Source organism: Enterobacter sp. BNK-16, from assembly GCF_048684955.1.
Classification (GTDB): domain Bacteria; phylum Pseudomonadota; class Gammaproteobacteria; order Enterobacterales; family Enterobacteriaceae; genus Enterobacter; species Enterobacter bugandensis.
The window spans coordinates 1,723,263-1,746,707 of sequence record NZ_JBLQTQ010000001.1; the positions used below are offsets into that span (position 1 = coordinate 1,723,263).

The 23,445-nt window shown below is 59.4% G+C and carries 26 protein-coding genes and 1 pseudogene; 16 read left to right on the top strand and 11 right to left on the bottom strand.

Annotated elements, in window-relative coordinates:
* Positions 1–2 precede the first annotated feature (2 nt).
* A complete protein-coding gene (locus tag ACMGGH_RS08290) occupies positions 3–620 on the bottom strand; it encodes a response regulator transcription factor (RefSeq protein ID WP_045259555.1) in 618 nt (205 codons plus the stop codon).
* 179 nt (positions 621–799) lie between these two features.
* Positions 800–1,186, bottom strand: coding sequence for a VOC family protein (locus ACMGGH_RS08295; protein WP_045631073.1), 387 nt, complete (start codon positions 1,184–1,186; stop codon positions 800–802).
* Positions 1,187–1,271: 85 nt separating this feature from the next.
* Here ACMGGH_RS08295 and ACMGGH_RS08300 point away from each other — a divergent pair.
* Both ACMGGH_RS08300 and ACMGGH_RS08305 read left to right on the top strand, forming a co-directional pair.
* Positions 1,272–1,877, top strand: a pseudogene (locus ACMGGH_RS08300) (ATP-dependent Clp protease proteolytic subunit); the annotation flags it as partial.
* A 135-nt stretch (positions 1,878–2,012) separates the two neighbouring features.
* Positions 2,013–3,134: a cupin domain-containing protein gene (locus tag ACMGGH_RS08305; protein WP_219357871.1), complete on the top strand. Its 1,122-nt coding sequence runs from the start codon at positions 2,013–2,015 to the stop codon at positions 3,132–3,134.
* 38 nt (positions 3,135–3,172) lie between these two features.
* Here the strand turns inward: ACMGGH_RS08305 and ACMGGH_RS08310 are convergent, their stop codons facing one another.
* Positions 3,173–3,361 carry a hypothetical protein gene (locus tag ACMGGH_RS08310; protein ID WP_028015370.1) on the bottom strand — a complete coding sequence of 63 codons (189 nt, stop codon included), beginning with the start codon at positions 3,359–3,361 and terminating at the stop codon, positions 3,173–3,175.
* A gap of 220 nt (positions 3,362–3,581) precedes the next feature.
* Between ACMGGH_RS08310 and ACMGGH_RS08315 the strand changes: the two genes are divergently transcribed.
* The 3 genes from ACMGGH_RS08315 (at position 3,582) to foxA (ending at position 7,137) form a co-directional block, all read left to right on the top strand.
* Positions 3,582–3,815, top strand: a complete 234-nt coding sequence (locus ACMGGH_RS08315; RefSeq protein WP_028015371.1) for a DUF2171 domain-containing protein — start codon at positions 3,582–3,584, stop codon at positions 3,813–3,815.
* A gap of 138 nt (positions 3,816–3,953) precedes the next feature.
* Positions 3,954–4,907: an AraC family transcriptional regulator gene (locus ACMGGH_RS08320; RefSeq protein ID WP_048959775.1), complete on the top strand. Its 954-nt coding sequence runs from the start codon at positions 3,954–3,956 to the stop codon at positions 4,905–4,907.
* 121 nt (positions 4,908–5,028) lie between these two features.
* Positions 5,029–7,137 (top strand): ferrioxamine B receptor FoxA, encoded by a 2,109-nt coding sequence (gene foxA / locus ACMGGH_RS08325; protein ID WP_232948708.1) that lies wholly within the window; start codon positions 5,029–5,031, stop codon positions 7,135–7,137.
* A 79-nt stretch (positions 7,138–7,216) separates the two neighbouring features.
* Here the strand turns inward: foxA and ACMGGH_RS08330 are convergent, their stop codons facing one another.
* Positions 7,217–8,632 carry a PLP-dependent aminotransferase family protein gene (locus ACMGGH_RS08330; protein ID WP_232948665.1) on the bottom strand — a complete coding sequence of 472 codons (1,416 nt, stop codon included), beginning with the start codon at positions 8,630–8,632 and terminating at the stop codon, positions 7,217–7,219.
* A gap of 176 nt (positions 8,633–8,808) precedes the next feature.
* Between ACMGGH_RS08330 and ACMGGH_RS08335 the strand changes: the two genes are divergently transcribed.
* Complete coding sequence (locus tag ACMGGH_RS08335) at positions 8,809–8,970, top strand: DUF1127 domain-containing protein (RefSeq protein ID WP_032644967.1); 162 nt, start codon at positions 8,809–8,811, stop codon at positions 8,968–8,970.
* A 37-nt stretch (positions 8,971–9,007) separates the two neighbouring features.
* Here the strand turns inward: ACMGGH_RS08335 and ACMGGH_RS08340 are convergent, their stop codons facing one another.
* Positions 9,008–10,396 (bottom strand): PLP-dependent aminotransferase family protein, encoded by a 1,389-nt coding sequence (locus ACMGGH_RS08340; RefSeq protein ID WP_232948664.1) that lies wholly within the window; start codon positions 10,394–10,396, stop codon positions 9,008–9,010.
* A gap of 101 nt (positions 10,397–10,497) precedes the next feature.
* Between ACMGGH_RS08340 and ACMGGH_RS08345 the strand changes: the two genes are divergently transcribed.
* Entirely contained in the window at positions 10,498–10,977 is a 480-nt protein-coding gene (locus ACMGGH_RS08345) for a carboxymuconolactone decarboxylase family protein (RefSeq protein ID WP_014882392.1), read from the top strand.
* Here ACMGGH_RS08345 and ACMGGH_RS08350 read toward each other — a convergent pair.
* On the bottom strand, positions 10,964–11,866 hold the full coding sequence (locus tag ACMGGH_RS08350) for a LysR family transcriptional regulator (protein WP_232948663.1): 903 nt from the start codon (positions 11,864–11,866) through the stop codon (positions 10,964–10,966). The two genes, ACMGGH_RS08345 and ACMGGH_RS08350, sit on opposite strands and share 14 nt — an antisense overlap.
* A gap of 100 nt (positions 11,867–11,966) precedes the next feature.
* Here ACMGGH_RS08350 and ACMGGH_RS08355 point away from each other — a divergent pair, with 100 nt between their 5' ends.
* The 7 genes from ACMGGH_RS08355 (at position 11,967) to ACMGGH_RS08385 (ending at position 17,577) form a co-directional block, all read left to right on the top strand.
* On the top strand, positions 11,967–13,382 hold the full coding sequence (locus ACMGGH_RS08355; protein ID WP_232948662.1) for an aldehyde dehydrogenase family protein: 1,416 nt from the start codon (positions 11,967–11,969) through the stop codon (positions 13,380–13,382).
* A gap of 75 nt (positions 13,383–13,457) precedes the next feature.
* On the top strand, positions 13,458–13,781 hold the full coding sequence (locus tag ACMGGH_RS08360) for an antibiotic biosynthesis monooxygenase family protein (RefSeq protein ID WP_041911331.1): 324 nt from the start codon (positions 13,458–13,460) through the stop codon (positions 13,779–13,781).
* Positions 13,774–14,169, top strand: a complete 396-nt coding sequence (locus ACMGGH_RS08365; RefSeq protein ID WP_232948661.1) for an amino acid-binding protein — start codon at positions 13,774–13,776, stop codon at positions 14,167–14,169. The genes ACMGGH_RS08360 and ACMGGH_RS08365 overlap by 8 nt, the downstream gene beginning before the upstream one ends.
* Positions 14,144–14,839 (top strand): ArsR/SmtB family transcription factor, encoded by a 696-nt coding sequence (locus ACMGGH_RS08370; RefSeq protein ID WP_232948660.1) that lies wholly within the window; start codon positions 14,144–14,146, stop codon positions 14,837–14,839. Before ACMGGH_RS08365 ends, ACMGGH_RS08370 begins: the two co-directional genes overlap by 26 nt.
* 149 nt (positions 14,840–14,988) lie before the next feature.
* Positions 14,989–15,459 carry a MarR family winged helix-turn-helix transcriptional regulator gene (locus tag ACMGGH_RS08375; protein WP_028015381.1) on the top strand — a complete coding sequence of 157 codons (471 nt, stop codon included), beginning with the start codon at positions 14,989–14,991 and terminating at the stop codon, positions 15,457–15,459.
* Positions 15,456–16,523: an HlyD family secretion protein gene (locus ACMGGH_RS08380; protein WP_028015382.1), complete on the top strand. Its 1,068-nt coding sequence runs from the start codon at positions 15,456–15,458 to the stop codon at positions 16,521–16,523. The genes ACMGGH_RS08375 and ACMGGH_RS08380 overlap by 4 nt, the downstream gene beginning before the upstream one ends.
* Positions 16,513–17,577: a DUF2955 domain-containing protein gene (locus ACMGGH_RS08385; RefSeq protein ID WP_232948659.1), complete on the top strand. Its 1,065-nt coding sequence runs from the start codon at positions 16,513–16,515 to the stop codon at positions 17,575–17,577. Before ACMGGH_RS08380 ends, ACMGGH_RS08385 begins: the two co-directional genes overlap by 11 nt.
* Here ACMGGH_RS08385 and ACMGGH_RS08390 read toward each other — a convergent pair.
* Both ACMGGH_RS08390 and ACMGGH_RS08395 read right to left on the bottom strand, forming a co-directional pair.
* Positions 17,568–17,948, bottom strand: a complete 381-nt coding sequence (locus ACMGGH_RS08390) for a tautomerase family protein (RefSeq protein WP_100171022.1) — start codon at positions 17,946–17,948, stop codon at positions 17,568–17,570. The genes ACMGGH_RS08385 and ACMGGH_RS08390 overlap by 10 nt on opposite strands.
* On the bottom strand, positions 17,948–18,256 hold the full coding sequence (locus ACMGGH_RS08395; RefSeq protein WP_028015385.1) for a carboxymuconolactone decarboxylase family protein: 309 nt from the start codon (positions 18,254–18,256) through the stop codon (positions 17,948–17,950). Before ACMGGH_RS08395 ends, ACMGGH_RS08390 begins: the two co-directional genes overlap by 1 nt.
* Positions 18,257–18,353: 97 nt before the next feature.
* Here ACMGGH_RS08395 and ACMGGH_RS08400 point away from each other — a divergent pair, with 97 nt between their 5' ends.
* Positions 18,354–19,217 (top strand): LysR substrate-binding domain-containing protein, encoded by an 864-nt coding sequence (locus ACMGGH_RS08400; RefSeq protein ID WP_232948658.1) that lies wholly within the window; start codon positions 18,354–18,356, stop codon positions 19,215–19,217.
* Here ACMGGH_RS08400 and ACMGGH_RS08405 read toward each other — a convergent pair.
* The 3 genes from ACMGGH_RS08405 to ACMGGH_RS08415 are packed head-to-tail and all read right to left on the bottom strand — an operon-like array spanning position 19,198 to position 21,923.
* A complete protein-coding gene (locus ACMGGH_RS08405; RefSeq protein ID WP_232948657.1) occupies positions 19,198–20,475 on the bottom strand; it encodes a DUF445 domain-containing protein in 1,278 nt (425 codons plus the stop codon). The genes ACMGGH_RS08400 and ACMGGH_RS08405 overlap by 20 nt on opposite strands.
* 3 nt (positions 20,476–20,478) lie before the next feature.
* On the bottom strand, positions 20,479–21,132 hold the full coding sequence (locus tag ACMGGH_RS08410; RefSeq protein ID WP_232948656.1) for a LysE family translocator: 654 nt from the start codon (positions 21,130–21,132) through the stop codon (positions 20,479–20,481).
* Between the two features lie 47 nt (positions 21,133–21,179).
* On the bottom strand, positions 21,180–21,923 hold the full coding sequence (locus ACMGGH_RS08415) for an AraC family transcriptional regulator (RefSeq protein ID WP_219357862.1): 744 nt from the start codon (positions 21,921–21,923) through the stop codon (positions 21,180–21,182).
* A gap of 151 nt (positions 21,924–22,074) precedes the next feature.
* Here ACMGGH_RS08415 and ACMGGH_RS08420 point away from each other — a divergent pair, with 151 nt between their 5' ends.
* Complete coding sequence (locus ACMGGH_RS08420; protein WP_047363849.1) at positions 22,075–23,445, top strand: NAD-dependent succinate-semialdehyde dehydrogenase; 1,371 nt, start codon at positions 22,075–22,077, stop codon at positions 23,443–23,445.

Below are 23,445 nucleotides of genomic sequence, written 5' to 3' on the forward strand. Positions count from 1 at the left end.
CGTTACTCCGCGGGCTGGCTTTTGGTCAGGCGCTCAACGGCCCTGACCAGCTCGGCCACGGAGCGCACCTGCATTTTCTCCATCACGCGGCGGCGGTGCACCTTCACCGTGATCTCGCTGACGCCCAGCTCGGCGGCAATCTGCTTGTTAAGCTTGCCGGTGATGGCAAGCTCAAGCACCTCGTGCTCGCGCGGCGTGAGGGACAAATGGCGCTGCTTCAGGGCGTAGTGCTCTTTATTGCGCACGGCGTTGTTTTCCGCCAGCTGCAGCGCGGACTCAATGGCGTCGATCAGCGCGGCGGATTCAACGGGCTTGGTGAGAAATTCGTACGCGCCGCCTTTGATGGCGCGCACCGACATCGGGATAGTGCCGTGGCCGGTGAGAAAAATAATCGGGATCTCGCGCCCGCTGTCTTTGAGCGCGTCCGCCACCTCGAAGCCAGAGATGGCGGGCATCTGCATGTCGAGGATCACGCACGACGGCAGATCCTCAAACCGGTGTTGAAGAAACGTTTCTGCTGATGAAAAACCGATGGCGTTTAAGTCTGCCGATTCCAGCAGCCCGATTACGGACTGCCTGACCGCGTCATCGTCATCAACCACATACACAATGTGTTCCATTCACCGCCCCGGTGCTGATTTAAATGTCGAGGATGCAAACAGTCTCAACGGTGGCGTAAGAGACTGTTTATGCTGACTTTCATCTTAACACATTAAATATCATTATCATTTAACAATATGATAACCATATGAAGTATAGCGAGCCGGGGCGGAGGCGGTGAAGGAATGAAACGCTGTTTTTATGCACCGACAAGCTCGATGCGGTTGCCGTCCGGGTCCGCGATTACCGCTTCATAAAAGCCGTCCCCGGTCATGCGCGGGGCGCTGAGCAGCGTGCCGTTTGCCTGCGCCCGCTCGGCCATGCTGTCCACTTTTGCCTTGCTGCCGACGTTAATGGCGATATGCGCCCAGCCGATAAACTCCGGGTGCGACGGGGCGTCGGGCAGGTCCGGCAGCGTCATCAGCTCGAGGGTCGGCCCGTCATCCAGGGTAATAAAATGGGATTCAAACCCCGGACGGTTTTTGCTGACGTAGCGTTCGTTACTGCGGCCATTAAACACCGTTTCCCAGAACTGAACCTGGGCCTCAAGGCTGCGGGTCCAGAGTGCGACATGTGCAATATTCATAAGATCCCTCGTTATTTGTCTGTGAGGACTTTCACCGATAAAACAGGCTACACTCTGGTTTTGAGCGCGACAAGCTGAGGAAACAACAATGCACTACACACTGAAAGAAAGCGACAAGGACAAAGCGGAAGGGTCAAGCGGCGCGGGCGCTCTGCAGCAAAAACTGCTGGAGTCCCGTTCGATTGTCATCTCCGGCGAGATCAACCAGGAGCTGGCGCAGAAGGTCATTACCCAGATGATCCTGCTGCAAAGCGTCAGCAACGATCCGATCAAGCTGTACATCAACAGCCAGGGCGGCCACGTGGAAGCGGGTGACACCATCCACGACTTCATCAAGTTCATCCGCCCGGAAGTGCACGTCATTGGCACCGGATGGGTGGCGAGCGCCGGGATCACCATCTTCCTGGCAGCGAAAAAAGAGCACCGCTACTCGCTGCCAAATACCCGCTTTATGATCCACCAGCCGCTGGGCGGCGTGCGCGGTCAGGCGACGGATATTGAGATCGAAGCGCGCGAGATCATCCGCATGCTGGATCGCGTGAACAAGCTGATCGCTGACGCCACCGGCCAGCCGCTGGAAAAAGTGAAAAAAGACACCGACCGCAACTACTGGATGTCTCCGGCAGAAGCGCTGGACTACGGCATCGTGGGCAAACTGATTACCCATTACGACGAGCTGAACCTGGATTAAGTTTTACCGCCGTGTACGTGTCGGGTAGCGGCTTCGCCTTACCCGACCTACGCGCGCTCGTTTGACCCATGACAAGTTCCCCTTCTGCCTTCTTGCCTATAATCGCGCCTGTTTCCCCTCTCACTGGTGCTACCCATGGCGTATCAATTGAACCTGAACTGGCCGGAATTTCTTGAGAAATACTGGCAAAAACAACCCGTAGTGCTGAAAAATGCCTTCCCGAATTTTGTCGACCCGATTACCCCGGACGAGCTGGCAGGCCTGGCGATGGAGCCGGAAGTCGATAGCCGTCTGGTGAGCCACGCTAACGGCAAATGGCAGGCCAGCAATGGTCCGTTTGAGCACTTTGACGGTCTGGGCGAAACCGGCTGGTCGCTGCTGGCGCAGGCGGTGAACCACTGGCATATGCCCGCCGCGGAGCTGGTGCGTCCGTTCCGCGTTCTGCCGGACTGGCGTCTGGACGACCTGATGATCTCCTTCTCCGTGCCGGGCGGCGGCGTGGGTCCGCATATCGATCAGTACGACGTGTTTATCATTCAGGGGATGGGTAGCCGCCGCTGGCGCGTGGGTGACAAGCTGCCGATGCGTCAGTTCTGCCCGCATCCGGCGCTGCTGCACGTGGATCCGTTTGAGCCGATCATCGACGAAGATCTTGAGCCGGGCGATATCCTCTATATTCCGCCTGGATTCCCGCATGACGGCTTCACCCATGAAACCGCGCTGAACTACTCCGTCGGCTTCCGCGGGCCGAACGGCCGCGATCTGATCAGCAGCTTTGCCGACTACGCGCTGGAAAACGATCTGGGCGGCGAGCACTACAGCGATCCGGATCTGACCTGCCGCGAACACCCGGGCCGCGTGGAGCAGTACGAGCTCGATCGTATCCGTCAGATGATGATCGACATGATTAGCAAGCCGGACGATTTCACGAAATGGTTTGGCAGCTTCGTCTCCACGCCGCGCCACGAGCTGGATATTGCCGCCGCCGAGCCGCCGTATTCGGCAGACGAGGTGCTGGACGCGCTGCAGGGCGGCGAAACGCTGTCGCGCCTGAGCGGCCTGCGCGTACTGAACGTTAACGGCAGCGTCTTCATCAACAGCGAACAGCTGGAGACGGTAGACGCGAAGGGCGCGGATGCGCTGTGCCGCTACACCGAACTCGGCCAGGCCGAGCTGGGCGATGCGCTGAAAAACCCGGCGTTTGTCGAGGAGCTTACCGGGCTGATTAATCAGGGGTACTGGTACTTCGACGAGTAACAGGAGGCGGCGTTTAGTTAGCCTAAACGCCGCTACGTTTAAACCAGCATATTACATGCCTTCCAGTAGTTCAAAAGCCGCTCGTCGTCGCGCTCTTTTTCCGCTTTGATTTTCATCGCCTGGGCGAGATTCTCTCGCGATAACTCATGGCCTTTTTGCACGATGTCCAGGACCGCTTCACCAAGAGCCAGCGAAATTTCTGCCCGATTATTATTGCGAATCGTCATAAATACCTCCTCGTTGGTTGCGATAATTTAATTATGAACGGGAAATAATCAGTCGGTAATAATTCATCTTATTCTTATTTTTTCAATTCGGCGTTAAATAGACATCATATTCCATTCTGTCAATGATGTTTCAAAATGCTAATAAGCCTTTTAAGCCTTAATTTATGCGCTACAGTTATTTTTCGTGCAACAGGCAAATAACCGAAACAGGAGAATGATTATGGTAGATAAAAGCGCAATTAAGGATCACACTCAGGTTGTCGCCAGCTGCGGAACGCACGTCGGGGTTGTGGACCATTTAGACGGCGAGCGTATCAAGCTTGCGAAGAGTGACCCTGAATCAGGCGGCAAGCACCACTTTATTCCTCTCGGCTGGGTCGATAAGGTCGAAGATAATAAAGTTATCCTGACCAAAAACCATAAAGAGGTTTTTGCTGAGTGGCAGGAAGCATAAATATATTCCTCGTAAAGGAATATATATCTTCGCTCCGGCTTAGTCCGGAGCGTAATAGTGTCTGCGCCCGGTGATTGCTGATATGGTAAAGGGATGGTACTGTTTTGCCTGTCCTTTTCCCGATGCAGGTCCCGAATTATGCTCCAGAGTGAAAATAGATCAGCGAAACGCATATTTTTTGTTGAGGATTTTCAGGTATTCGGCGAGCGCTACGGCATCGACTACCGTTTCCCGCTGTTAAAAGGGGAGCAGGTCAGCGGCAGCCCGGTGTTGCAGGGGAATGTGGAAGAGATGACGCTCTCGTCCGGCATTTCGCTGACCCACTCCGACGTGCATGTATTACAACCCTACGAAACCACATCTCGTCACAGCAGCCCGCTCTATATGCTGGTAGTCCTGGAAGGGTGCGTTACGATCGCGCTCAATGGCATCGACTATCACGTTCGTCCCGGCATGGCGTTCAGCGCCCGTCTGAGTGAGGAACAGGTGATGAGCGCGCGTCACGACGCCGATAGCTCGCTGAAAACGCTCTCGTTTGGCGTGTACCCGCATGAAGCCGGGCGTGAAGCCCTGCTTGAGTCGCTGCTGCTGGAATGGCAAAACCTGAATACACCCACGTTTGTCTGGCACGTTCCCGAGTTTGTTATGTCAGGCATTCAGCATGCGCAGCAGCAGAGGGGAAGCGTGCTCGCGCGTAAGCTATTGCTGGAGGGGCTGATGTACCAGCTGCTCGGCCACGGCCTGAACCAGCGCCAGCAGCCTTGCCCGAGCCGCCCTGAGCATGCGCGCCTGGAACGCGTACGGAGCATGCTGGAACAGTCTCCTGAACGGGATCATACTCTCGCGCAGCTGGCAGCCCTGGCTGCAATGAGCCCAAGCAGCCTGCGCAGCAAGTTCCGTCAGCGCTACGGCTGCACCCTCTTCGATTATCTTCGCGACTGTCGCCTTGCTCTGGCGCGCCGCTATCTGCTGGAAGGCCACAGCGTGCAGCAGGCGGCCTGGATGTGCGGGTATCAGCATGCCACCAACTTCGCTACCGCGTTTCGTCGTCATTACGGGATTTCTCCGGGCGACGTGCGCAAACTCCGCTAACGTAATTTCGCCCATCGCGCGAACGCATCCCGTGCGGTTTAGCATCGCGCATACGTAACCTGGCGGCGCGCATAGCCGTTTGCACTCTCAAAAAGGTAATAATTCTTATTAACAATAAGAAATATCTCTGGAGAGGGTTATGTTTGCTAAATCGCGTCTGGCACTGCTGGTGGGATGGGTTACCGGTAGCGTCGCTTTTCCTTTACTGGCGCAGGATGCGCAAAAAACTGACACCGTGGTGGTGACCTCGCAGATGCAGTCTGCGGCCACCAAGCTTGAAACGCCGGATATTGAAACTCCGCAGTCGGTCTCTATCGTCACGCGCGAGCAGTTCGAAGAGCAGGGCGCAACCAGCGTGCGTCAGGCCGTGAGCTACACGCCGGGGGTCTACAGCAACCAGATTGGGGCGTCTAACCGCTTTGACTACATGGTGCTGCGCGGCTTCTCTGACGGCAGCCTGGACAACGTCTACCTGGACGGCCTGAAGATGATGGGCGACACCAACTCCCACAGCTCGCTGGTGGTTGATCCGTGGTTCCTGGACAGTATCGAAGTCGTGCGCGGTCCGGCCTCCGTGCTCTATGGCCGTTCATCGCCGGGCGGGATTGTGGCGCTTACCTCCCGTAAGCCGTCGTTCGATTCGGGCGGAGAGATCAAGCTCTTCGCCGGGAACAATAGCCAGCGTGGGGCGATGTTCGACGTCACCGGCCCGGTTGATGATAATGACCGCGTGGCGGTGCGCCTCAGCGGGATGACCCGCTATGCCGATTCCCAGTTCGATCCGCTGAAGGAAGAGCGTTACGCGCTGATGCCGAGCCTGACCTGGCGTATCACCGATAACACCCGTCTGGATCTGATGGCCTACCTACACCGCGATCCGGAAGGCGGCAGCCACTCCGGCCTGCCGTATGAGGGCACGGTTGTGCCGCACAGCGGGAAGAAAATCTCCAACACGTTCTTTGAAGGCGAAGACGATTACGACAAGTACGATCGTCGGGAAAACATGGTCGGCTATAACCTTGAGCACCTGTTTGACAGCGGCTGGTCCGTGCGCCAGAAGCTGCGCTACCTGCACACCAAAGTGGAGCTGAACCAGGTGTATGCCGCAGGCTGGCTGAATGACACCGAGCTGAACCGCGGCTATTCCGGCTCTGACGAGAAGATGAACGCCATCACCCTGGATAACCAGGTCGACGGCAGCTTCGACACCGGGGCGGTGAACCACCGCGTGCTGATCGGCATGGACTATCAGGACCGCACCAACAACGTGACCGGCTACTATGGCGGCTTCCCGCCGATTGACGCCTTCCACCCGGTTTACGGTGCGAAGCCGGACTACATCACCCAGTACAGCAGGGAAAAGCATAAGCTTCGCCAGACCGGTTACTACCTACAGGATCAGATGTCCGTTGACCGCTGGCGCCTGACGCTCGGCGGACGTTACGACCAGGTGAGCGTGTCGAACGTCGACAACTTTAACCACACCCGCAGCGATCTGGATAAAAACAACTTCAGCAGCCGCGCGGCGCTGCTGTATCTGTTTGATAACGGCGTTGCGCCGTACGTCAGCTACTCCACCGCCTTTACGCCGACCAGCTTTGCCGACGAGCAGGGCAATATCCTGGATCCGATGAAGGGCAAGCAGTGGGAAGCGGGCGTGAAGTATGAGCCTGAAGGGATGAACAGCCAGTTCAGTGCCTCGGTGTTCCGCATCAACCAGAAGAACATTGCCACCAAAGAGGAGCCGACCGATCCGTACCGTTCCATCGGTGAAATCGAATCCGAAGGCGTTGAGCTGGAGGCGATTGGTCAGCTGACCGACAGCCTGCGCATGCAGGCGGCGTATACCTACACGGATATTCGCTATAAGAAGAGCAGCCCGGAAGAGGAGGGCAAGCGCGCCGTCTATGCCCCGCGTAACATGGCCAGCGCCTGGCTGAGCTACGACGTCAAAACCGGCCCGCTGGACGGCCTGACCGTCGGCTCCGGCGTGCGCTATGTCAACGGGATCGCCAGCGATCGCCAGAACACCCATACGCTTCCGTCGTACACGCTGGTGGACATGGTCGTGGGGTATGACCTGTCAAAAGTGGGGCTTACGGGCGTGAGTGCGCAGCTGAACGTCAATAACCTGACGGACAAAAGCTACGTTGCGGCGTGTAACTCCCTCTCTTACTGCTACTTCGGTGCGGAACGCAGCATTGTGGGCAGCGTTTCGTGGAAGTTCTGAGTCGTTGATTTTGCCGGGTGGCGGCTTCGCCTTACCCGGCCTACTCTATTCCGTAGCGCCACCGGCGCTAAAAAACGTACTACTCCTCCATCGCAATCACAATCGCCTCGCCCATCTTCTTCAACGCTTCGCGATGCTTATCCGTCGGCGGCAGCGCCACGTTGATCCGCAGGCAGTTGCGGTACTTCCCGGAGGCGGAAAACAGCGACCCGGCCGCCGCCTGGATCTTCAGGCGGCACAGCTGCTTGCTGACGCACACCATATCCACCTTCTCCGGCAGCTCAACCCACAGCAGGAAGCTCCCCTGCGGGCGCGTGACGCAAATCTCCGCCGGAAAATACTGCCGCACCCAGCAGGTGTAGGTTTCCATATTCTGCTGATAAATCTGGCGCATACGGCGCACGTGGCGATGGTAATGGCCGTCGCGAATAAACGCCGCCACCGCCATCTGGGTGCCCGGCACGTTAAACCCGCCCGCGGCGTATTTCATGTGCATCACGCGGTCGTAATAGCGCCCCGGCACAATCCAGCCGACGCGCAGGCCCGGCGCCACGGTTTTGGTAAACGAGCTGCAGAGGATTACGCGGCCATCGATGTCCATCGAGTGAATAGTGCGCGGGCGCGGGTACTCCGCCGCCAGCTCACCGTAAATGTCATCCTCCACAATCACGATATCGTGCCGCTGGGCGAGGGCTAAAACCTGTTTTTTCCGCGCTTCCGGCATGATAAACCCGAGCGGGTTATTGCAGTTGGGCACCAGGATCACCGCCTTGATCGGCCACTGCTCCATTGCCAGCTCTAACGCCTCGATGCTGATCCCGGTTTCAGAGTCGGTGGGAATTTCAATCGCCTTGATGTCAAACCCGCGCAGCATCTGCATGGTGCCGTGAAAAGATGGCGACTCCACCGCCACGATGTCCCCCGGTTTGCACACTGAGAGCAGGGCGATCGACAGCGCGCCGTGGCAGCCGTTGGTGATCACAATGTCGCTTGCCGAGACGGTAGAGCCGCCGTCCAGCATCAGGCGGGCGATCTGCTCGCGCAGCTCAAGGCGGCCGTCGAGCACGTCATAGCTCAGCATCTCGCTCGGGTTATGCTGCGCAAGGCGGCTCATCTCGCGCCACAGGGGCTTCAGGCTCGGCTGGTTAATGTCCGGCGAGCCGCCGCCAAAGGAGATCATCTCTTTGTCGGCGCGGGCGTCCAGCAGCAGCATCACCTCATCCCACTGGGTGACGTCCACCGGGCGCTGCACCGGGCGCGTCATCGCCGGGACGGGCGGCTGGGCTTTGCGTTTCGAGACAAAATAGCCGGAGCGCGGCTGGGGAGTGATCAGCTGAAGGTTTTCGAGGATCTGGTAGGCCTGCTGTATGGTGCTGATGCTCACGCCATGCTCCTGGCTCAGGGCGCGCACCGACGGCAGACGCTCGCCGCTGCGATACAGCCCTTGTTCAATGCGTTCTGCCAGAAGGTTGGCCAGGTGTTGATAGCGTGTCATGCTGTATCCTTTATTTTCACCATACAGATTATTAAACCAGTACAGATTGCCGCAAAAAACGGCATGCAGATACCGTTTTAGCGGATCTGTATGTTAAACAAAAGTTGTTTTTGCATCTGTATTGCGCAGGTCGATTTCCAGGATGATAACCCCACTGGCACAGTGAGGAGAGCATTATGGAATTCTACGAGAACCGTTCAAAACGTCCGTTCGTCGTATTTGTCTGGATCGGCAAAACGATCCGCAACTGGTATCGCATCAACCGGACCCGCCGCATCCTGAGCCAGATGAGCGACGAGCAGCTCAAGGACGTTGGGTTATCCCGCAATGATATTTAAACCGTGGCCGGGTAAGGCGCAGCCGCCACCCGGCGGTTCAGTTCAACAGCGCAAGCGTCTGCCATTTCGGCCTTTCCAGCAGCTCCAGCGCCTCCTGATACGTCCGCACGTTGTTATAGCCCATCACCAGCCCGTAGCGTTTGCCCGACCCGCGATACCACTCCGAGAGCGCATTGACCTGCAGCTGCTGTTCCTGCCAGCAGCGGGCCACTTCCCGGTCGCAGCTCCCTTTGGTGAGAAACGCCACGATATGCATCCCGCCGTCGTTTTGCTCGGTGAAAAACAGATCGCCATACACCTCGCGCAGGGCGGCAATCATCCAGTCGCGGCGGGTCTGATACAGCGCGCGCATCTTCTTGAGATGGCGGAAAAAATGCCCTTCGTTGAGAAACGCGGTGAGGATCTTCTGCGTCAGCACCGGCTGGCCGCTGGTGGTGATATCCGCGCAGTCGGTAAAGGCTCCGACGGTGCTGGCGGGCATCACCACGTAGCCCATGCGCAGCGACGGCATGATGGTTTTACTGAAGGTGCCCATAAAGATCACCCGGTCGTGCTGGTCGAGGCTTTTCAGCGACGGCAGCACCTTGCGGGTGTAGTGAAACTCCCCGTCGTAATCGTCTTCGATGATCCACGCCTCGTTCTGGTTGGCCCAGTCGAGCAATTGCTGCTTGCGCGGCAGGGAGAGCGTCACCGCCAGCGGGCTCTGGTGCGAGGGGGTGACGATGGCAAAACGCGCGTCACGATGGTGACGAAGCAGGTAGTCCGTATCAATGCCGCAGCGATCGACCGGCACCGTGTGCAGGCGCGGCACGATCCGCTTCAGCAGCTGCTGGCCCATAAAGTAGCCCGGATCTTCAAACACCACCTTGTCGCTGCGGCTGGCGAGGGTGTCGAGGATCAGCCGCAGGCTGCCGCTGTAGCCGCTGGTGATCAGCACCTGTTCGGCGGTGCAGGACAAGCCGCGTGAGATATTGAGATAGCTGGCGATGGCCTGGCGCAGCGGATACCAGCCCAGGACGGGCGGGTTGAGCATCTCCTCCTGACGCATGGCGCGCGTCGCCTGGCCCGCCAGCAGCAGCCATTTTTTATACGGGAAGCTGTCGAGGGCGGGGATGCCAGGGCGCAGAAATCCGGCCCGCTCGCGCTGGCTGATAAGCGAGGCCGGAAGCGTGCCGGTAGGCTGTTCCGCAGGGGCATTGTTATCCGGTAGCAGTAAATCCGGGTTGACCCGCGTGCCGCGCGCGCCCTGGCTCACCAGATACCCTTCACCCGTCAGAATGGCGTACGCCGTTTCGACGGTTTTGCGCGCCACCTTCAGCTCTTCCGCCAGCACGCGGATGGCAGGTACCTTATCCCCCGGCTTCAGCACGCCCCGCGTGATGTTGTCGCGATAGCGTGTATAAATGTCGTGATAGCCCGGCTTCATGTCCTACCTCATTTCACGCTTTTTGTATCTTTTTACTATGTCATGAACAGCGTAGATTTGCCTCATCGCACGGCACATGCCGCACAAAAAGAGGAAAGACAATGAGCACTCGCGTTAACCACCATAAAGTTACACCTGCCCTCGCCAACGCGCTGTCTGCCCTGAGCATGGAGGTGGCAAAAACCTCCATCGACCCGGCGCTGAAGCACCTGATCGACATTCGCGTGTCGCAGCTGAACGGCTGTACGTTCTGTCTGGATATGCACTCTAAAGAGGCCAAAATCGCCGGGGAACGCGAGCTGCGCCTGTACCATCTGGCGGCCTGGCGCGAGTCCCCGCTGTTCAGCGCCCGCGAGAAAGCCGCGCTGGCCTTCACCGAAGCGCTGACCCAGATTGGCGTTCACGGGGTGAGCGACGCGCTGTACCGCAGCGTGGCGGAGCACTTCTCGGACGTGGAGATTTCAGAGCTGAACTTCGCCATCGTGGCGATCAACGCCTGGAACCGTCTGGGGATCACCTCCCGCATGGCGCCCGGCTCGCTGGACGCGGCTTACGGGCTGAATAAGGCTAACCTGGAATAATCCCGCGCTCGCGGATCATCGCCACCAGCGCCCGCAGTCCCGGCGGAACGTGGCGATGGCCGGGGTAATACAGGCGCAGCCCGGCAAAGGGCTGCGCCCAGTCGTTTAAAACGCTCACCAGTTCTCCACGCTCAAGCTCTTCCCGGATATACAGTTCCGGCAAAAATCCTACCCCTAATCCCGCCTTTACGGCGCGGATCGAGGCAAAAAGATCGGATGTCGCGAAGCGCGGTGGTACAGCAAGGGCGTACGTTTCCCCCCGACGCGCCAGCTCCCAGCGGTAGATCCCGCCGTGGGCCATGCGCATGCCGATCCCCTGATGTGAAAGCAGATCGTCCGGCGTCTGCGGAGTACCGTGACGGGCAAAATAGTCCGGCGTTGCGGTCACCAGCTGGCGGATCTCGCCGGTCAGCGGCACGGCGATCATGTCCTGCGGCACGGACTCCTCGAGGCGGATCCCCGCGTCGTAGCCTTCCGCGACGATGTCGATCATGCGCGCTTCGCTGACGGTTTCCACGCGCATCTTCGGGTAGCGGATCATAAAGTCGATCAGCAGCTGGTCCAGAAACAGGGTGCCGATATGGTTCGGCACGTTCAGACGCAGCGTGCCGGCGGGTTCCCCGGTGTCGCTGTGGATCTCCTCGCTGGCGAGGCGGATCTCCTGCAGCGCCGGGCCAACGCGCGCCACGTAGCGCTGTCCGGCGTAGGTGAGCGCCACGCTGCGGGTAGTGCGGTTAAAGAGGCGGGTATCCAGGCGGCTCTCCAGCCCGGCGATGGCGTTACTGACCGCCGTGGCGGACATGCCGAGCTCCTGCGCCGCGCCGCGAAAGCTGCCGCGCCGCACCACCGCCATAACCACTTCCAGCTCTGTCAGACCTGAACGATGCATAGATTATCCTGAAAATCGAAACAACCCTTGCAGCATAGCGTGGATTATCGCAACGGAGAAGCCGTGCCAGACTGTGCCCACACAGCCTGAGGAGGTTTATATGCACACTATCGAACAGATCTTTATTAACGGCGAATTTGTTACCCCGCACGGCACCGAACGGTTTGATTTATACAACCCGGCGACGGCGCAGGTCATCGGGCAGGTACGCCTGGCGGATGAGGTTGACGCAGCGCGCGCCGTTGCGGCGGCAAAAGCGGCGTTCCCCGCGTGGTCGCAGACGACAAAGCAGGAGCGCATTGCCGCGCTAAAACGTATGCACGCCGCCGTGGCCGCTCGTCACGACGATCTGCTGGAAGCGGTCATCGAAGAGTACGGCGCGCCCGCCTCGCGCTCGGCGTGGATGGCCAGCTATCCGGCGGAGGTGATTGCTCAGGCGATTGAGGCGCTGGAGGCGTTTGAATTCGTCACCCACGCGGGCGCAGCCACGGTGCAGATGACGCCGCTTGGCGTGGCCGGGCTGATTACGCCGTGGAACAGCGACGCAGGATTTATCTGCGGCAAGCTGGCGGCCGCGCTGGCCGCGGGGTGTACGGCGGTGATCAAGCCGAGCGAAATGAGCGCCCTGCAAACGCAGATTGTCACCGAAGCGCTGTGCGATGCGGCTCTGCCGCCGGGCGTGTTTAACATCGTCACCGGGCGGGGTGAGACGGTCGGTGACACAATCAGCCGCCATCCGGACGTGGCAAAAATCTCGTTTACCGGTTCGACGCATACCGGCAAGGCGATCCTGCGCAACGCGGCGGAAAGCTTTAAGCGCGTGACGCTGGAGTTAGGCGGGAAATCGCCGACGATCCTGCTGGATGACGTGGATCTGGCGCAGGCGATCCCGCTGGTGATTCAGGCCGGGTTTATGAACAGCGGGCAGGCGTGCGTGGCCGGAACGCGCATTCTGGTGCCTTACTCGCGTAAGGCGGAGATCGAAACCGCGCTGGCGCAGGCCGTGGCGGCGGTGAACTCCGGCGACCCGCGCGATAAATCAACGGACGTCGGCCCGATGGTCAGCGCAAAGCAGTGGCAGCGGGTGCAGGGCTATATCCGCAAAGGTGTCGAAGAGGGGGCGCGCCTGCTGGCGGGCGGCGAGGGGCGGCCGGAAGGCACGCAGGACGGCTGGTTTGTGCGCCCGACGCTGTTTGCCGACGTGAACAACCAAATGACGATTGCCCGCGACGAGATTTTTGGCCCGGTGCTGTGCGTAATTCCCTATCGTGACGAGGCGGAGGCGATTGCCATTGCCAACGACACGGACTACGGCCTGAGCGCGGTGGTGCTGGGCGGCGATGTGGACCGCGCGCGCCGCGTGGCGCAGCAGATTGTTTCCGGTCGCGTGCTGGTGAACACCCTGGCCCATGAACCGAAAGCGCCGTTCGGCGGGTTTAAGCACTCCGGCGTGGGGCGCGAGATGGGCGAGTGGGGGATCCGGGCGTTTATGGAGCCGAGGTCGATTCTGGGCTAAAGCTTCGCTCTTTACCGAAGCATTGTGCTTTTCCATCCTGCATTCTCTCCTCAACATCACAGCGGAGAGACCATCATGATCGCAGTCCTTTTCGAAGCCAAAGCCGCGCCTGCCCATCAGGCGCGCTACCTCCAACTTGCCGCAGAGCTTAAGCCTTTGCTGGCCGACATCGACGGCTTTATCGATATCGAACGGTTCCAGAGCCTGACGACCGACGGCAAAATTCTTTCCCTTTCCTGGTGGCGGGATGAAGAGGCCGTCCGCCGCTGGAAGCAGAACGTCTTCCATCAGGCGGCGCAGGCCGAAGGGCGGGAGTCGATTTTCTCTTTCTACCGTATTCGCGTGGCGCAGCTGGTGCGGGAGTACAGTTCCGAAACGGGAGGGCGCGCGAATGTATGACGTTCACGTGATTTTCCGCGACGGGCCCGGCGAGCTGGCGCGCTTTGGACAGCTGTTGGGGCGCAACGGCGTGGGGCTTGAGGGTGGCGGCGTATTCGGTACCGATGCCCATTTCCTGGTGGAGGACGGGGAAAAAGCCCGCCGCGTGCTGGTGGAGGCCGGGTTTACCGTGCAGGCGGTGCGCAGGCCGATTATCAGAAAACTCAGGCAGGAACGCCCCGGAGAGTTGGGCGAGATCGCGGCGGCGCTGGCGGCACGCGGCGTGTCTGTTCTTACCCAGTACAGCGACCATGCGAATCACCTTATTCTGCTGACGGATGATGATAAGCTGGCCGCAGAGATCACCGAACCCTGGGCAGCACATGTTAAAGACAAGCTTACCGACTGATAACGGCGCGGCGCTGGAGCAGGCCATTGCGGCGGTGGCGGCGGCAATGGCCGATCCGTCGCGCGTGAAGATGCTGTGCGCGCTGATGGACGGGCGGGCGTGGACCGCCACCGAACTGAGCACCGCGGCAGACGTCGCCCCCTCGACCGCCAGCGGGCATCTCGCCCGGCTGTTGGAGGGAAAGTTGATTACCTGTCTGTCTCAGGGGCGGCACCGCTACTATCGTCTGGCGGGGCACGACGTGGCGGAGCTGATCGAACAGATGATGGGGCTCTCCTGGAGCCGCATTGCGCCGCCGGAAACCACCGCGCCGAAGGCCATGCGGGAGGCGCGCACCTGCTACGATCATCTGGCGGGCGCGGTGGCGGTAAAGATCTACGATTTCATGCAGGCGGAAGGCTGGCTGAAGGCAGACGGTTCAGCGCTCACGCTGTATGGCCGGGAGCAGTTTCTGAAGCTCGGCGTGTCGTTAAGCGCTCATCCGCGCCGCAAGGCCTGCTGCGCCTGTCTGGACTGGAGCGAGCGGCGGTTTCACCTCGGAGGCGAAGCTGGCGCGGCGCTGCTTATTCATCTGGAAAGCAAAGGGTGGATCCAGCGGGTGGCGGGGTACAGGGAGGTGGTGGTGACGGCTTCGGGAAAAAGTGCCGTCAGGAGGCATTTTAGCCGCTAAACTCCACTGCGGGCTGGTGCCCTCACCCCGACCCTCTCCCACAGGGAGAGGGAGACATCGTTTTCGCAATTCCTGCTCTTTCGTCTCGCGTTTCTTGATACTTACCCTGATAACTATTATCTTAACCGCGTGTGATGAGAGGTTTCCCCATGAGTGAAGAAGCGCTGTTTAGCCGCAGGCCGATGGGCATGCGGATGGCGATGATCGTGCGCCAGTGGCGTGCGGTGATCGATGATGCCATTCTCGATACCGGCTTAACCCAGTCGAGCTGGACGGTGATGATGCAGCTTCATCAGCTCGGGGATAACGTCTCAATGAGTGAGCTGGCGGAGGTGCAGGGTATTGAACTGCCGCCGCTGATGCGCACCCTGACACAGCTGGAAAAACAGGGTTACCTGCTGCGCACCACATCGCCTTATGACAAGCGCATCCGGCTTCTGACGCTGACGCCTGAGGGAAAAGCCATATTAAAAAGGCTCACTCAGGTGATTGAGACCTATCAGGCACGCGTGTCGCAACACATCGCGCCGGAGCATATCGAGATTTTCAGCGCCACGTTAAATCAAATCGCCTGCAATTTGCGGACAATCCGCGAAGAAGACAACAAGACCGAAAAATAATGACCCCTGAACAAAAGTTTGCCCGCTGGGTAAGGGTGAGTATTGCCTCTTTCCTGCTGATGTTTATCTATTTTGTCGTCGCGGATATCTGGATCCCGCTGACGCCGGACTCCACCGTCATGCGCGTGGTGACGCCGGTTTCTCCGCGCGTCTCCGGCTACGTGGCGGCGGTACATGTCCACAACAACAGCCAGGTGAAGAAAGGCGATCTGCTGTTTGAGCTCGACGACACGCCGTTTCGCAATAAAGTGGAAGCGGCGCAAATCGCGCTGGAGCAGGCGCGTCTCTCTAACGAACAGCTGGACGCGCAGATCGCCGCCGCGCAGGCCAGCCTGAAAACCGCGGTGCTGACCGCGCGTAACGACAAGGTGACCTTCGAACGCTATCAGAAGCTGAGCACGTTACAGAACGTCTCGCAGGCGGATCTGGATAAGGTCCGCACCGCCTGGCAGAGCAGCGAGCAGTCCGTCAGCACGATTCAGGCCAACATCCGGAACCTGCGCATCCAGCGCGGCGAGCGCGAAGAACACCGCAACGTGACGCTGCAAAAATACCGCAACGCGCTGGATGAAGCAGAGCTGAACCTCGGCTGGACAAAGGTCTACGCCCAGGCGGACGGCACGGTCAGTAACCTGCAGTTAAGCCCCGGTTTTTACGCCTCATCCGGCTCCGCCGCGCTGGCGCTGGTAAACAACCAGACCGATATCGTGGCCGATTTCCGCGAGAAGAGCCTGCGCCATACCCGTCAGGGCACCGATGCCGCCGTAGTGTTTGACGCCTTCCCGGGGCAGGTGTTCCGCGCCCACGTGGCCAGCAGCGACGCGGGGATCCTCGCAGGCCAGGAGGCGGTTAACGGCCAGCTCTCCCAGCCGGAGACCTCTAACCGCTGGGTACGAGACGCCCAGCGCATGCGCATTCACGTCACGCTGGACGAGCCGCTGCCGAAGCCGCTGCCAACCGGCGCGCGGGCGACCGTGCAGCTCTACAACAGCGAAGGGCCGTTTGCGCGCTTCTTCTCCGGAATGCAGATCCACCTGGTGAGCCTGCTTCACTATGTCTATTAATACGCTGGCGCGGGTCTTTACCCCGCACGGCAACATCGTCTACACGGCAAACGACTTTCGCCAGACCCTGCGCATCGTTTTTGCCGGGATGATTGCCCTGAGCATATCGAGCTTCTACAACACCAGCTACGGCGTGTTTTTCGTGGTCTATCCGATCATGCTCCTCTCGCTGGTGCCGGTGTTTAACCGCCACGTGGCGAAGCAGTTTATCTTCAGCGCATCGCTGAACTGCGTCGAAATGGTGATTATCATCGGCTATCTTTCCCAATGGCCGGTCATCATGACGCTGGTGGTATTTGCTCTTTACGTGATGCGTTTTCGCTTTATGAGCAAAGGGCCGCTGTTCCTCTTCGGCTCGATGGGCGTTGTGTGCCAGAGCGTAATGCTCAACTTTATGAGCTACCCCACCACCAACTGGCACACGCTGCTGTTTTCCAACATTGAAGCGAGCGTGATGGCGGTGTGCCTGAGCGCGCTGATGAACTACCTGCTGCCGGACGTGGAGCCCCGCAAGCCGCCGCCGCTGATTGAGAAAGACCACGCCCGCGTGCGCCACGAGTCGCTGCTCTCCGGCAGCGTCGCGACGATGATTTTCGTGGTGTTTCAGATTAGCGACTTAAGCGATTCGCTCTCGGCGCTGATGGCAGGAATTCTGATCCTGTTCCCTATGCACTACCGCGGCGCGGTGATGAGCTCCATCTGGCGCGTGGTCGGGGTAGTGCTGGGCTGCCTCTACATTCTGGTGGTGCAGCTTATCCTCTACGATCACAGCAGCCATATGCTGCTGATGATGCCGCTGATTGGCCTCGGCCTGGCGTTTGGCGCGCGGCTACACGTGATGGAGAAAGTGGGCGCGGGCGTGGGGTTTTCCAGCATCACGACCATCGGCATTATGTTCGGGCAGAATATGCACCCGGACAGTGACCTGGTGTTCAGCGATCTCTATCGCATCACCTCCGTGACCTTTTCGCTGGTGGCGACGCTGACGATGGTCTTTCTGGTGCATTTGATCCTGAACCGTTTCGCCGCCACGCGCTACGTCATTCAGGGCTGATAGCGTTTGCCGCCGCTGAAGCTCCAGTCCTCAGCGGCCGTAAACTGGATAACGACCATCACGTCTCCACCTTCAATGCCCATCTTCTCATTCAGTTGCGCAGCCAGCTGGCGGTAGAGGGCAGATTTCTGTTCATTGCTCCTCGGCTTACCAGCAACGATATTAAACAGTATCGCCCCCTCCGTTCTGCCCGTGCTGAGATAGTGCCGATCAATGTATCGATCCCCGGCCGCGAAGCATTCAAAAAAATGGAACCTGTCCTGTGCGGGAACGGCGAAGGTTTCCGTCAGCGCCTGGTGCAGAATGTCCGAGATCTGCTTTTGCTGCATCTCGCTATAGCGGTCACCCGTCATGATACGAACAAACGGCATTATTGTTTCTCCTCTGCAAGGCTGCTCAGCGCGCTGACGGCGGCCGGCCAGCCTGCGTAAAACGCCAGATGGGTAAACGCTTCGGCTATTTCGTCGTCCGTCACGCCGTTTTGCCGGGCGAAGCCGATATGCCAGGGAAGCTGCGCGGTGCGCCCCAGGGCTGCCAGCGCGGCAAGCGTGATCAGACTGCGATCCCGCGGGGCTAACTGCGGACGCTGCCAGATATCGCCAAAAAGTACCTGCTGGCTCAGTTCCGCCAGCTTAGGGGAAACCTGCGCAAGCGTGTCGCGATTCAGTGTTGTGCTCATTTTTATTCCTCCTGTCGTCTGGAAATCACTCTCGCAGGCTGCCACCATAAATAAAATCGCAATGTTCAGGACTGAATGTCCTGAAAATGAGGATGATATGGATAAACGCTTTTCAACATTAGACCTGGACGCGCTGCGCAGCTTTGTGGAGGGGATTCAGTCCGCCAGTTTTGCCGAGGCGGCGGACAGGCTGTGTCGGTCCACCTCTGCGGTCAGTGCCCAGTTAAAAAAGCTGGAGCAGCAGTGTGGCATGGCTCTGACGGTTAAGCAGGGGCGTACGCTGGCACTGACCCGAGAGGGTGAAATTCTGCTGAGCTACGCCCGACGCATGCTGGTATTAAATGATGAAGCGCTCCGGGCTATCAGAGGTGAGTTGCTTCAGGGCGAGGTACGGCTGGGTATGCAGGAGGACTTTGGCGAGTCCGTGATGCCGAAGGTCCTCGGCGATTTTCACAGACAACACCCTGAGCTTCGCATGACGGCACGCGTCGATCGTAACCCGCCGCTGCTACGCGGCGTGGCGGCGAATGAACTCGATCTGGCGATGGTCTGGCAGGAAGGTCGAGAAGGCGACTACGTGCGAAGCGAACCGCTGGCATGGATTTGCCGGTCCCGCGAGGACATTGAGGTCCTTCTGCAACGAGGTGAGCCGCTCCCGCTGGTGATGTTTGACGCGCCCTGCCTCCTGCGAAGCCGGGCCATCGCGGCACTGGATGCCGCAGGTATTCCCTGGCGTATCGCTTATACCAGCTATAGCCTGAGCGGGCTGTGGGCGGGAGTTAGCGCGGGGCTGGGTATTACGCTCCGCACGCGTATTGGTCTGCCCGAGACGTTACGGATCGACAACCACCTGCTGCCAGATGCAGGAGAGCTGGGTATCGCCCTGCATCAGGGGAGCGCCTCCCCCGATGCAGCTATTACCAGCATGAAGGCGCTGATCCTCAGGACGCTGAATGGATAAGCGTTGGGACTTGCGAGAGTAAGAACAGGATGAGGCCTATCGTCCCGCCCACCAGCGTGCCGTTGACGCGGATGAACTGCAGGTCTTTGCCGATGTTCAGCTCAATCTGGCGGGACATGTCTTTGGCGTCCCAGCTTTTGACCGTGTCGCTGATGTGGCGGGTCAGGAACGCGGCGAAATCTGGCGCGACGCGGTGCGCGGCCTGCTCCAGATGCTCGTTCAGCGACGCGCGCAGGCTGGCGTCGTTTGTTAGCGTTTCGCCAAACCACAGCCCGGCGTTGGCGATGCGCTGCTTCACGCGCGAATCCTCGCTCTGCATATCCGCCTTCAACCACTGGCGCAGGTCAGCCCACATCTCGCCCAGATAGCGGTTAAACGCCTCATCGTTTTTCAGGTAGTGCTTGATGTTGTCGGCTTTCGCCGTCATTTCCGGATCGTTTTTCAGGTTGTCGATAAGCTTCAGCGTGGCGCGGTCGAACGCCTGACGGATCTGGTGCGTGCGGTCGTGGCTGATATCGTCCAGCAGCGTGTTCACCGCGTTCGACACCATCTCCGCGCTTTGATCGCCCAGCCACTCCGTGGGGAGCACCATCGCCTTGCGCGGATGCTCGGTTTTGAGCCAGTGGACAATCTGATCGGCAATAAACTCCCGCGTGCTTTCCCGCTGAATCAGGGTAATCAGGCGGTTGATGATGGCGTCCAGCAGTACCTGATGGCGGTTATTTTTGGTCATGCTCTCCAGCATGACGGCGCTGGTTTCGGTGAAATCCACCTTATCGATGGCCTTATGCACCGCCCGTTTAAGCAGGCGCTGAATACGTCCGTCATCGGTCAGCTCAAGAAAACCGCTCATCACCTGCATCAGATGCAGCCCGACACGCTGGGCGTTGTCGGGCTTGCTGAACCAGGCGCCAATCATCTGCGCTGGCTCATAGCGGCGGATCAGCGCCACAAGCGACTGAGTATCAAGAAACTTCTCCTGCACGAACTGGCCAAGATTGTCGCCGATTCGGTCCTTATTGCGCGGGATGATCGCCGTATGCCGCGAGATAAAGGGAATCGGCACCCGGCGGAACAGCGCGACGACGGCAAACCAGTCCGCCAGCGCGCCGACCATCGCCGCCTCGGCAATGGCTTTGACGCCGCGCACCCAGAAGGTCTGCGGCAGGAAGAGGGTGGTGACAAAGGCCGCGGCGGCAATCAGCAGCAGCGACAGCGCCAGCAGCTTGGCGCGTTTGAGTTCAGCGATTTTTTCCATGGGTTAAGGATAGAGGGAAGCGGGGGAAAAGTGCAAAAATCGCCACAGCACCCACCCGCCAAACCCCATCAGCACCACGCCCGCCGTGCGCTCAATCCACCACAGCGAACGCCTGAGCTTCTGTTGCACCGCCGATAGCCCCATCATCGACACCAGCGCCAGATCCCACGCCAGCACCACCATCACCATCCAGACGCCGCAGGTCGCCTGCTGAAGCAGCGTGACGTCCGGCCCGAGTAACGCCGTCATCAGCGCCAGGTAGAACAGCGCATTTTTTGGATTTAACAGCGCCGACCCCAGCCCCAGCAGGATCTGCTTCATCAGAGAAGGGCACCGCTGTCGGGTTTCTGCAAGCGTCAGCGCCTGCGGTTGGCTGCGCACCAGATGCGAGCCGATCCACAGCAGGTACAGCGCCCCGCATACCTCGATAAGCGTAAACAGCCACGTAAACTGGCGCAGCGCGCTCCAGCCGATAATCACCAGAACAATATAGAGCGCGTTACCCGCGGCGATGCCGACGCACAGCCCGGCGCTGCCGCGCAGCCGATAGCGCGCCGCGTAGCCCACAAGCAGGAAAAAATCCGGACCCGGGCTCAACAGCGCAACAAAATGCGCCAGCGCCAGAGAGAGAAAAGCGGAAGGGAAGAACAGTTCCATAGAGACCTCAGTTAACCATCTGAGGACAGGCTACGGCGCTGCAGAACCTATTTATTGTCTGATATTGATCGGCCCGTGGCGTACTGGCGCGGCGTGGCGGCGGTATAGCTGACGAAGGTCTTATGAAAATGGCTCTGGTCGGCAAAGCCGCTCTGGTAGCCGACGTCGGCGATGTCGTCCCCGGCACGTAGCCGCGCTTTGGCGAACTCCACGCGGGAGATGTTGAGGAAGCTGCCCGGCGTCAGGCCGGTGTCCTGCCGGAAGGTGCGGATCAGCGTCTCCTTGCGCAGCGAGAAGCGTTGGGCAAGTTCGTCGAGAGAGGGCGGGCTGGTGAGATTGGAAAGAAACGCCTCCTGAACCTGCTGGCTGGTTGGGCGAAGCGCGTCTGCGTTATCCGCGCAGCGGGGAAGGGCAGAAAGTAGCGCCTCCACGGACGCTGGAGACATTGTCTTAACGACGTCCAGGTAATGGGCAAACAGGGCAGGGTTACGAATCACCTGTAGCGCCAGAGGAAGATCGGTGTCGATATAGAGCATATGGTAGCTGCGCGGCTGCCCGTCGACGGGGTTGCAGCTGTGCGGCACATAAGCCGGGATCGCAATGAGGTCCCCGGGATGAAGAATGTACTCTTGGTCATGGCACACGCAGCAGGTCTGGCCCTCAACAATCGCGCCGATGGAGAGTTGAGGGTGACAGTGGCGTTTGTACGCCCGCGTGCTTTGCCAGGTGCTGCGCAGCTCAAGGCCCCTGGCGCGGTGAAAAGTCTGGCGAACGTGTCGGGTATCGGTCATGGAAACTCCTTCTGGACGTTTTTTATACCACGTCAGCGAACCGTCCGGCACTGCTTAACTCAGAACCTTCCGGATATACCCAACTTTACGTCCACAGCCAGTCATGTTGACTACCCTTAATACCCTAAGCGGTAAAACATGGAGATTCGATATGGCTTATCAGACAGTAAATCCTGCCACTAACCAGCTCATCAAAGAATACCCCTCACATACCGACGCGGATATCGAAGCGGCGCTGAAGGCGGCCGATGCGCTTTACCATTCGGAATGGGCGAAAGGCGACATCAGCCAGCGCCTGCCGGTGCTGCATAAGCTTGCCGACCTGATCGACGAGCGCGTGGAGGATCTGGCCAAAATCGCCAGCCAGGAGATGGGTAAGCTCATCGAACAGAGCCGCGGCGAGGTGAAGCTGTGCGCGCAGATCGCCCGCTACTACGCCGACAACGCGAAGCAGTTCCTCGCCCCGGTGAAGTACGACTCTGAACTTGGGGAAGCGTGGGTGGAGCATCACCCCATCGGCGTGCTGATGGCCGTCGAGCCGTGGAACTTCCCGTACTACCAGCTGATGCGCGTCCTGGCACCAAACCTGGCGGCGGGTAACCCCGTTATCGCCAAGCATGCCAGCATCGTGCCGCACTGCGCCGAGACCTTTGCACATCTAGTGCGCGAGGCGGGCGCGCCGGAAGGGGCGTGGACGAACCTGTTTATCTCGTCCGAACAGGTGGCGAATATCATCGCAGACGATCGCGTGCAGGGCGCAGCGCTAACCGGCTCCGAAAAGGCAGGCAGCGTGGTGGCCGCGCAGGCGGCGAAGCACATTAAGAAATCGACCCTCGAACTGGGCGGTAACGACGTCTTCGTGGTGCTGGACGACGCGGACCTGGATAAAGCGGTTAAGATTGGCGTGAATGCGCGGCTCAACAACGCCGGGCAGGTCTGTACCGCGGCGAAGCGTTTTATCCTGCACGAGAAAATTGCCGACGCGTTCCTCAGCAAATTTACCGAGGCGTTTAAGCAGGTGAAGATTGGCGATCCGCTGGACGAGAGCACCACGCTGGGGCCGCTCTCTTCCAAAGATGCGCTGGAAACGCTGACCAAACAGGTTAACGAGGCGGTGAAAAACGGTGCCACGCTGCACTTTGGCGGCAAGCCGGTGCAGCGCGACGGGAGCTTCTTCGAACCGACGATCCTGACGAATATCTCCCGCGATAACCCGGCGTACTTCGAAGAGTTCTTCGGCCCGGTTGCGCAGATGTACGTGGTGAAAAACGACGACGAAGCGGTCGCGCTGGCGAACGACTCCCACTACGGCCTGGGCGGGGCGGTGTTCAGCCAGGACATCGAGCGCGCGAAGAAAATGGCGTCGCGGATCGAGACAGGGATGGTGTACATCAACTGGCTCACCGATACCGCAGCAGAGCTGCCGTTCGGCGGCGTGAAGCGTTCCGGCTACGGACGCGAGCTGTCGGATCTGGGGATCAAAGAGTTTGTGAACCAGAAGCTGGTGGTGGTGCGTAAGTAA

Excerpts from the sequence above, each read along its gene's own strand:
- ACMGGH_RS08415 (WP_219357862.1), bottom strand. The coding sequence starts at position 21,923 with ATGACCGATACCCGACACGTTCGCCAGACTTTTCACCGCGCCAGGGGC.
- ACMGGH_RS08315 (WP_028015371.1), top strand. The coding sequence starts at position 3,582 with ATGGTAGATAAAAGCGCAATTAAGGATCACACTCAGGTTGTCGCCAGC.
- ACMGGH_RS08340 (WP_232948664.1), bottom strand. The coding sequence starts at position 10,396 with ATGAAGCCGGGCTATCACGACATTTATACACGCTATCGCGACAACATC.
- ACMGGH_RS08420 (WP_047363849.1), top strand. The coding sequence starts at position 22,075 with ATGGCTTATCAGACAGTAAATCCTGCCACTAACCAGCTCATCAAAGAA.
- ACMGGH_RS08410 (WP_232948656.1), bottom strand. The coding sequence starts at position 21,132 with ATGGAACTGTTCTTCCCTTCCGCTTTTCTCTCTCTGGCGCTGGCGCAT.
- ACMGGH_RS08355 (WP_232948662.1), top strand. The coding sequence starts at position 11,967 with ATGCACACTATCGAACAGATCTTTATTAACGGCGAATTTGTTACCCCG.
- ACMGGH_RS08330 (WP_232948665.1), bottom strand. The coding sequence starts at position 8,632 with ATGACACGCTATCAACACCTGGCCAACCTTCTGGCAGAACGCATTGAA.
- ACMGGH_RS08305 (WP_219357871.1), top strand. The coding sequence starts at position 2,013 with ATGGCGTATCAATTGAACCTGAACTGGCCGGAATTTCTTGAGAAATAC.
- ACMGGH_RS08395 (WP_028015385.1), bottom strand. The coding sequence starts at position 18,256 with ATGAGCACAACACTGAATCGCGACACGCTTGCGCAGGTTTCCCCTAAG.
- ACMGGH_RS08295 (WP_045631073.1), bottom strand. The coding sequence starts at position 1,186 with ATGAATATTGCACATGTCGCACTCTGGACCCGCAGCCTTGAGGCCCAG.
- ACMGGH_RS08365 (WP_232948661.1), top strand. The coding sequence starts at position 13,774 with ATGTATGACGTTCACGTGATTTTCCGCGACGGGCCCGGCGAGCTGGCG.
- ACMGGH_RS08400 (WP_232948658.1), top strand. The coding sequence starts at position 18,354 with ATGGATAAACGCTTTTCAACATTAGACCTGGACGCGCTGCGCAGCTTT.
- ACMGGH_RS08345 (WP_014882392.1), top strand. The coding sequence starts at position 10,498 with ATGAGCACTCGCGTTAACCACCATAAAGTTACACCTGCCCTCGCCAAC.
- ACMGGH_RS08375 (WP_028015381.1), top strand. The coding sequence starts at position 14,989 with ATGAGTGAAGAAGCGCTGTTTAGCCGCAGGCCGATGGGCATGCGGATG.
- ACMGGH_RS08390 (WP_100171022.1), bottom strand. The coding sequence starts at position 17,948 with ATGCCGTTTGTTCGTATCATGACGGGTGACCGCTATAGCGAGATGCAG.
- ACMGGH_RS08335 (WP_032644967.1), top strand. The coding sequence starts at position 8,809 with ATGGAATTCTACGAGAACCGTTCAAAACGTCCGTTCGTCGTATTTGTC.
- ACMGGH_RS08290 (WP_045259555.1), bottom strand. The coding sequence starts at position 620 with ATGGAACACATTGTGTATGTGGTTGATGACGATGACGCGGTCAGGCAG.
- ACMGGH_RS08360 (WP_041911331.1), top strand. The coding sequence starts at position 13,458 with ATGATCGCAGTCCTTTTCGAAGCCAAAGCCGCGCCTGCCCATCAGGCG.
- ACMGGH_RS08310 (WP_028015370.1), bottom strand. The coding sequence starts at position 3,361 with ATGACGATTCGCAATAATAATCGGGCAGAAATTTCGCTGGCTCTTGGT.
- ACMGGH_RS08385 (WP_232948659.1), top strand. The coding sequence starts at position 16,513 with ATGTCTATTAATACGCTGGCGCGGGTCTTTACCCCGCACGGCAACATC.
- ACMGGH_RS08350 (WP_232948663.1), bottom strand. The coding sequence starts at position 11,866 with ATGCATCGTTCAGGTCTGACAGAGCTGGAAGTGGTTATGGCGGTGGTG.
- ACMGGH_RS08405 (WP_232948657.1), bottom strand. The coding sequence starts at position 20,475 with ATGGAAAAAATCGCTGAACTCAAACGCGCCAAGCTGCTGGCGCTGTCG.
- ACMGGH_RS08320 (WP_048959775.1), top strand. The coding sequence starts at position 3,954 with ATGCTCCAGAGTGAAAATAGATCAGCGAAACGCATATTTTTTGTTGAG.
- ACMGGH_RS08370 (WP_232948660.1), top strand. The coding sequence starts at position 14,144 with ATGTTAAAGACAAGCTTACCGACTGATAACGGCGCGGCGCTGGAGCAG.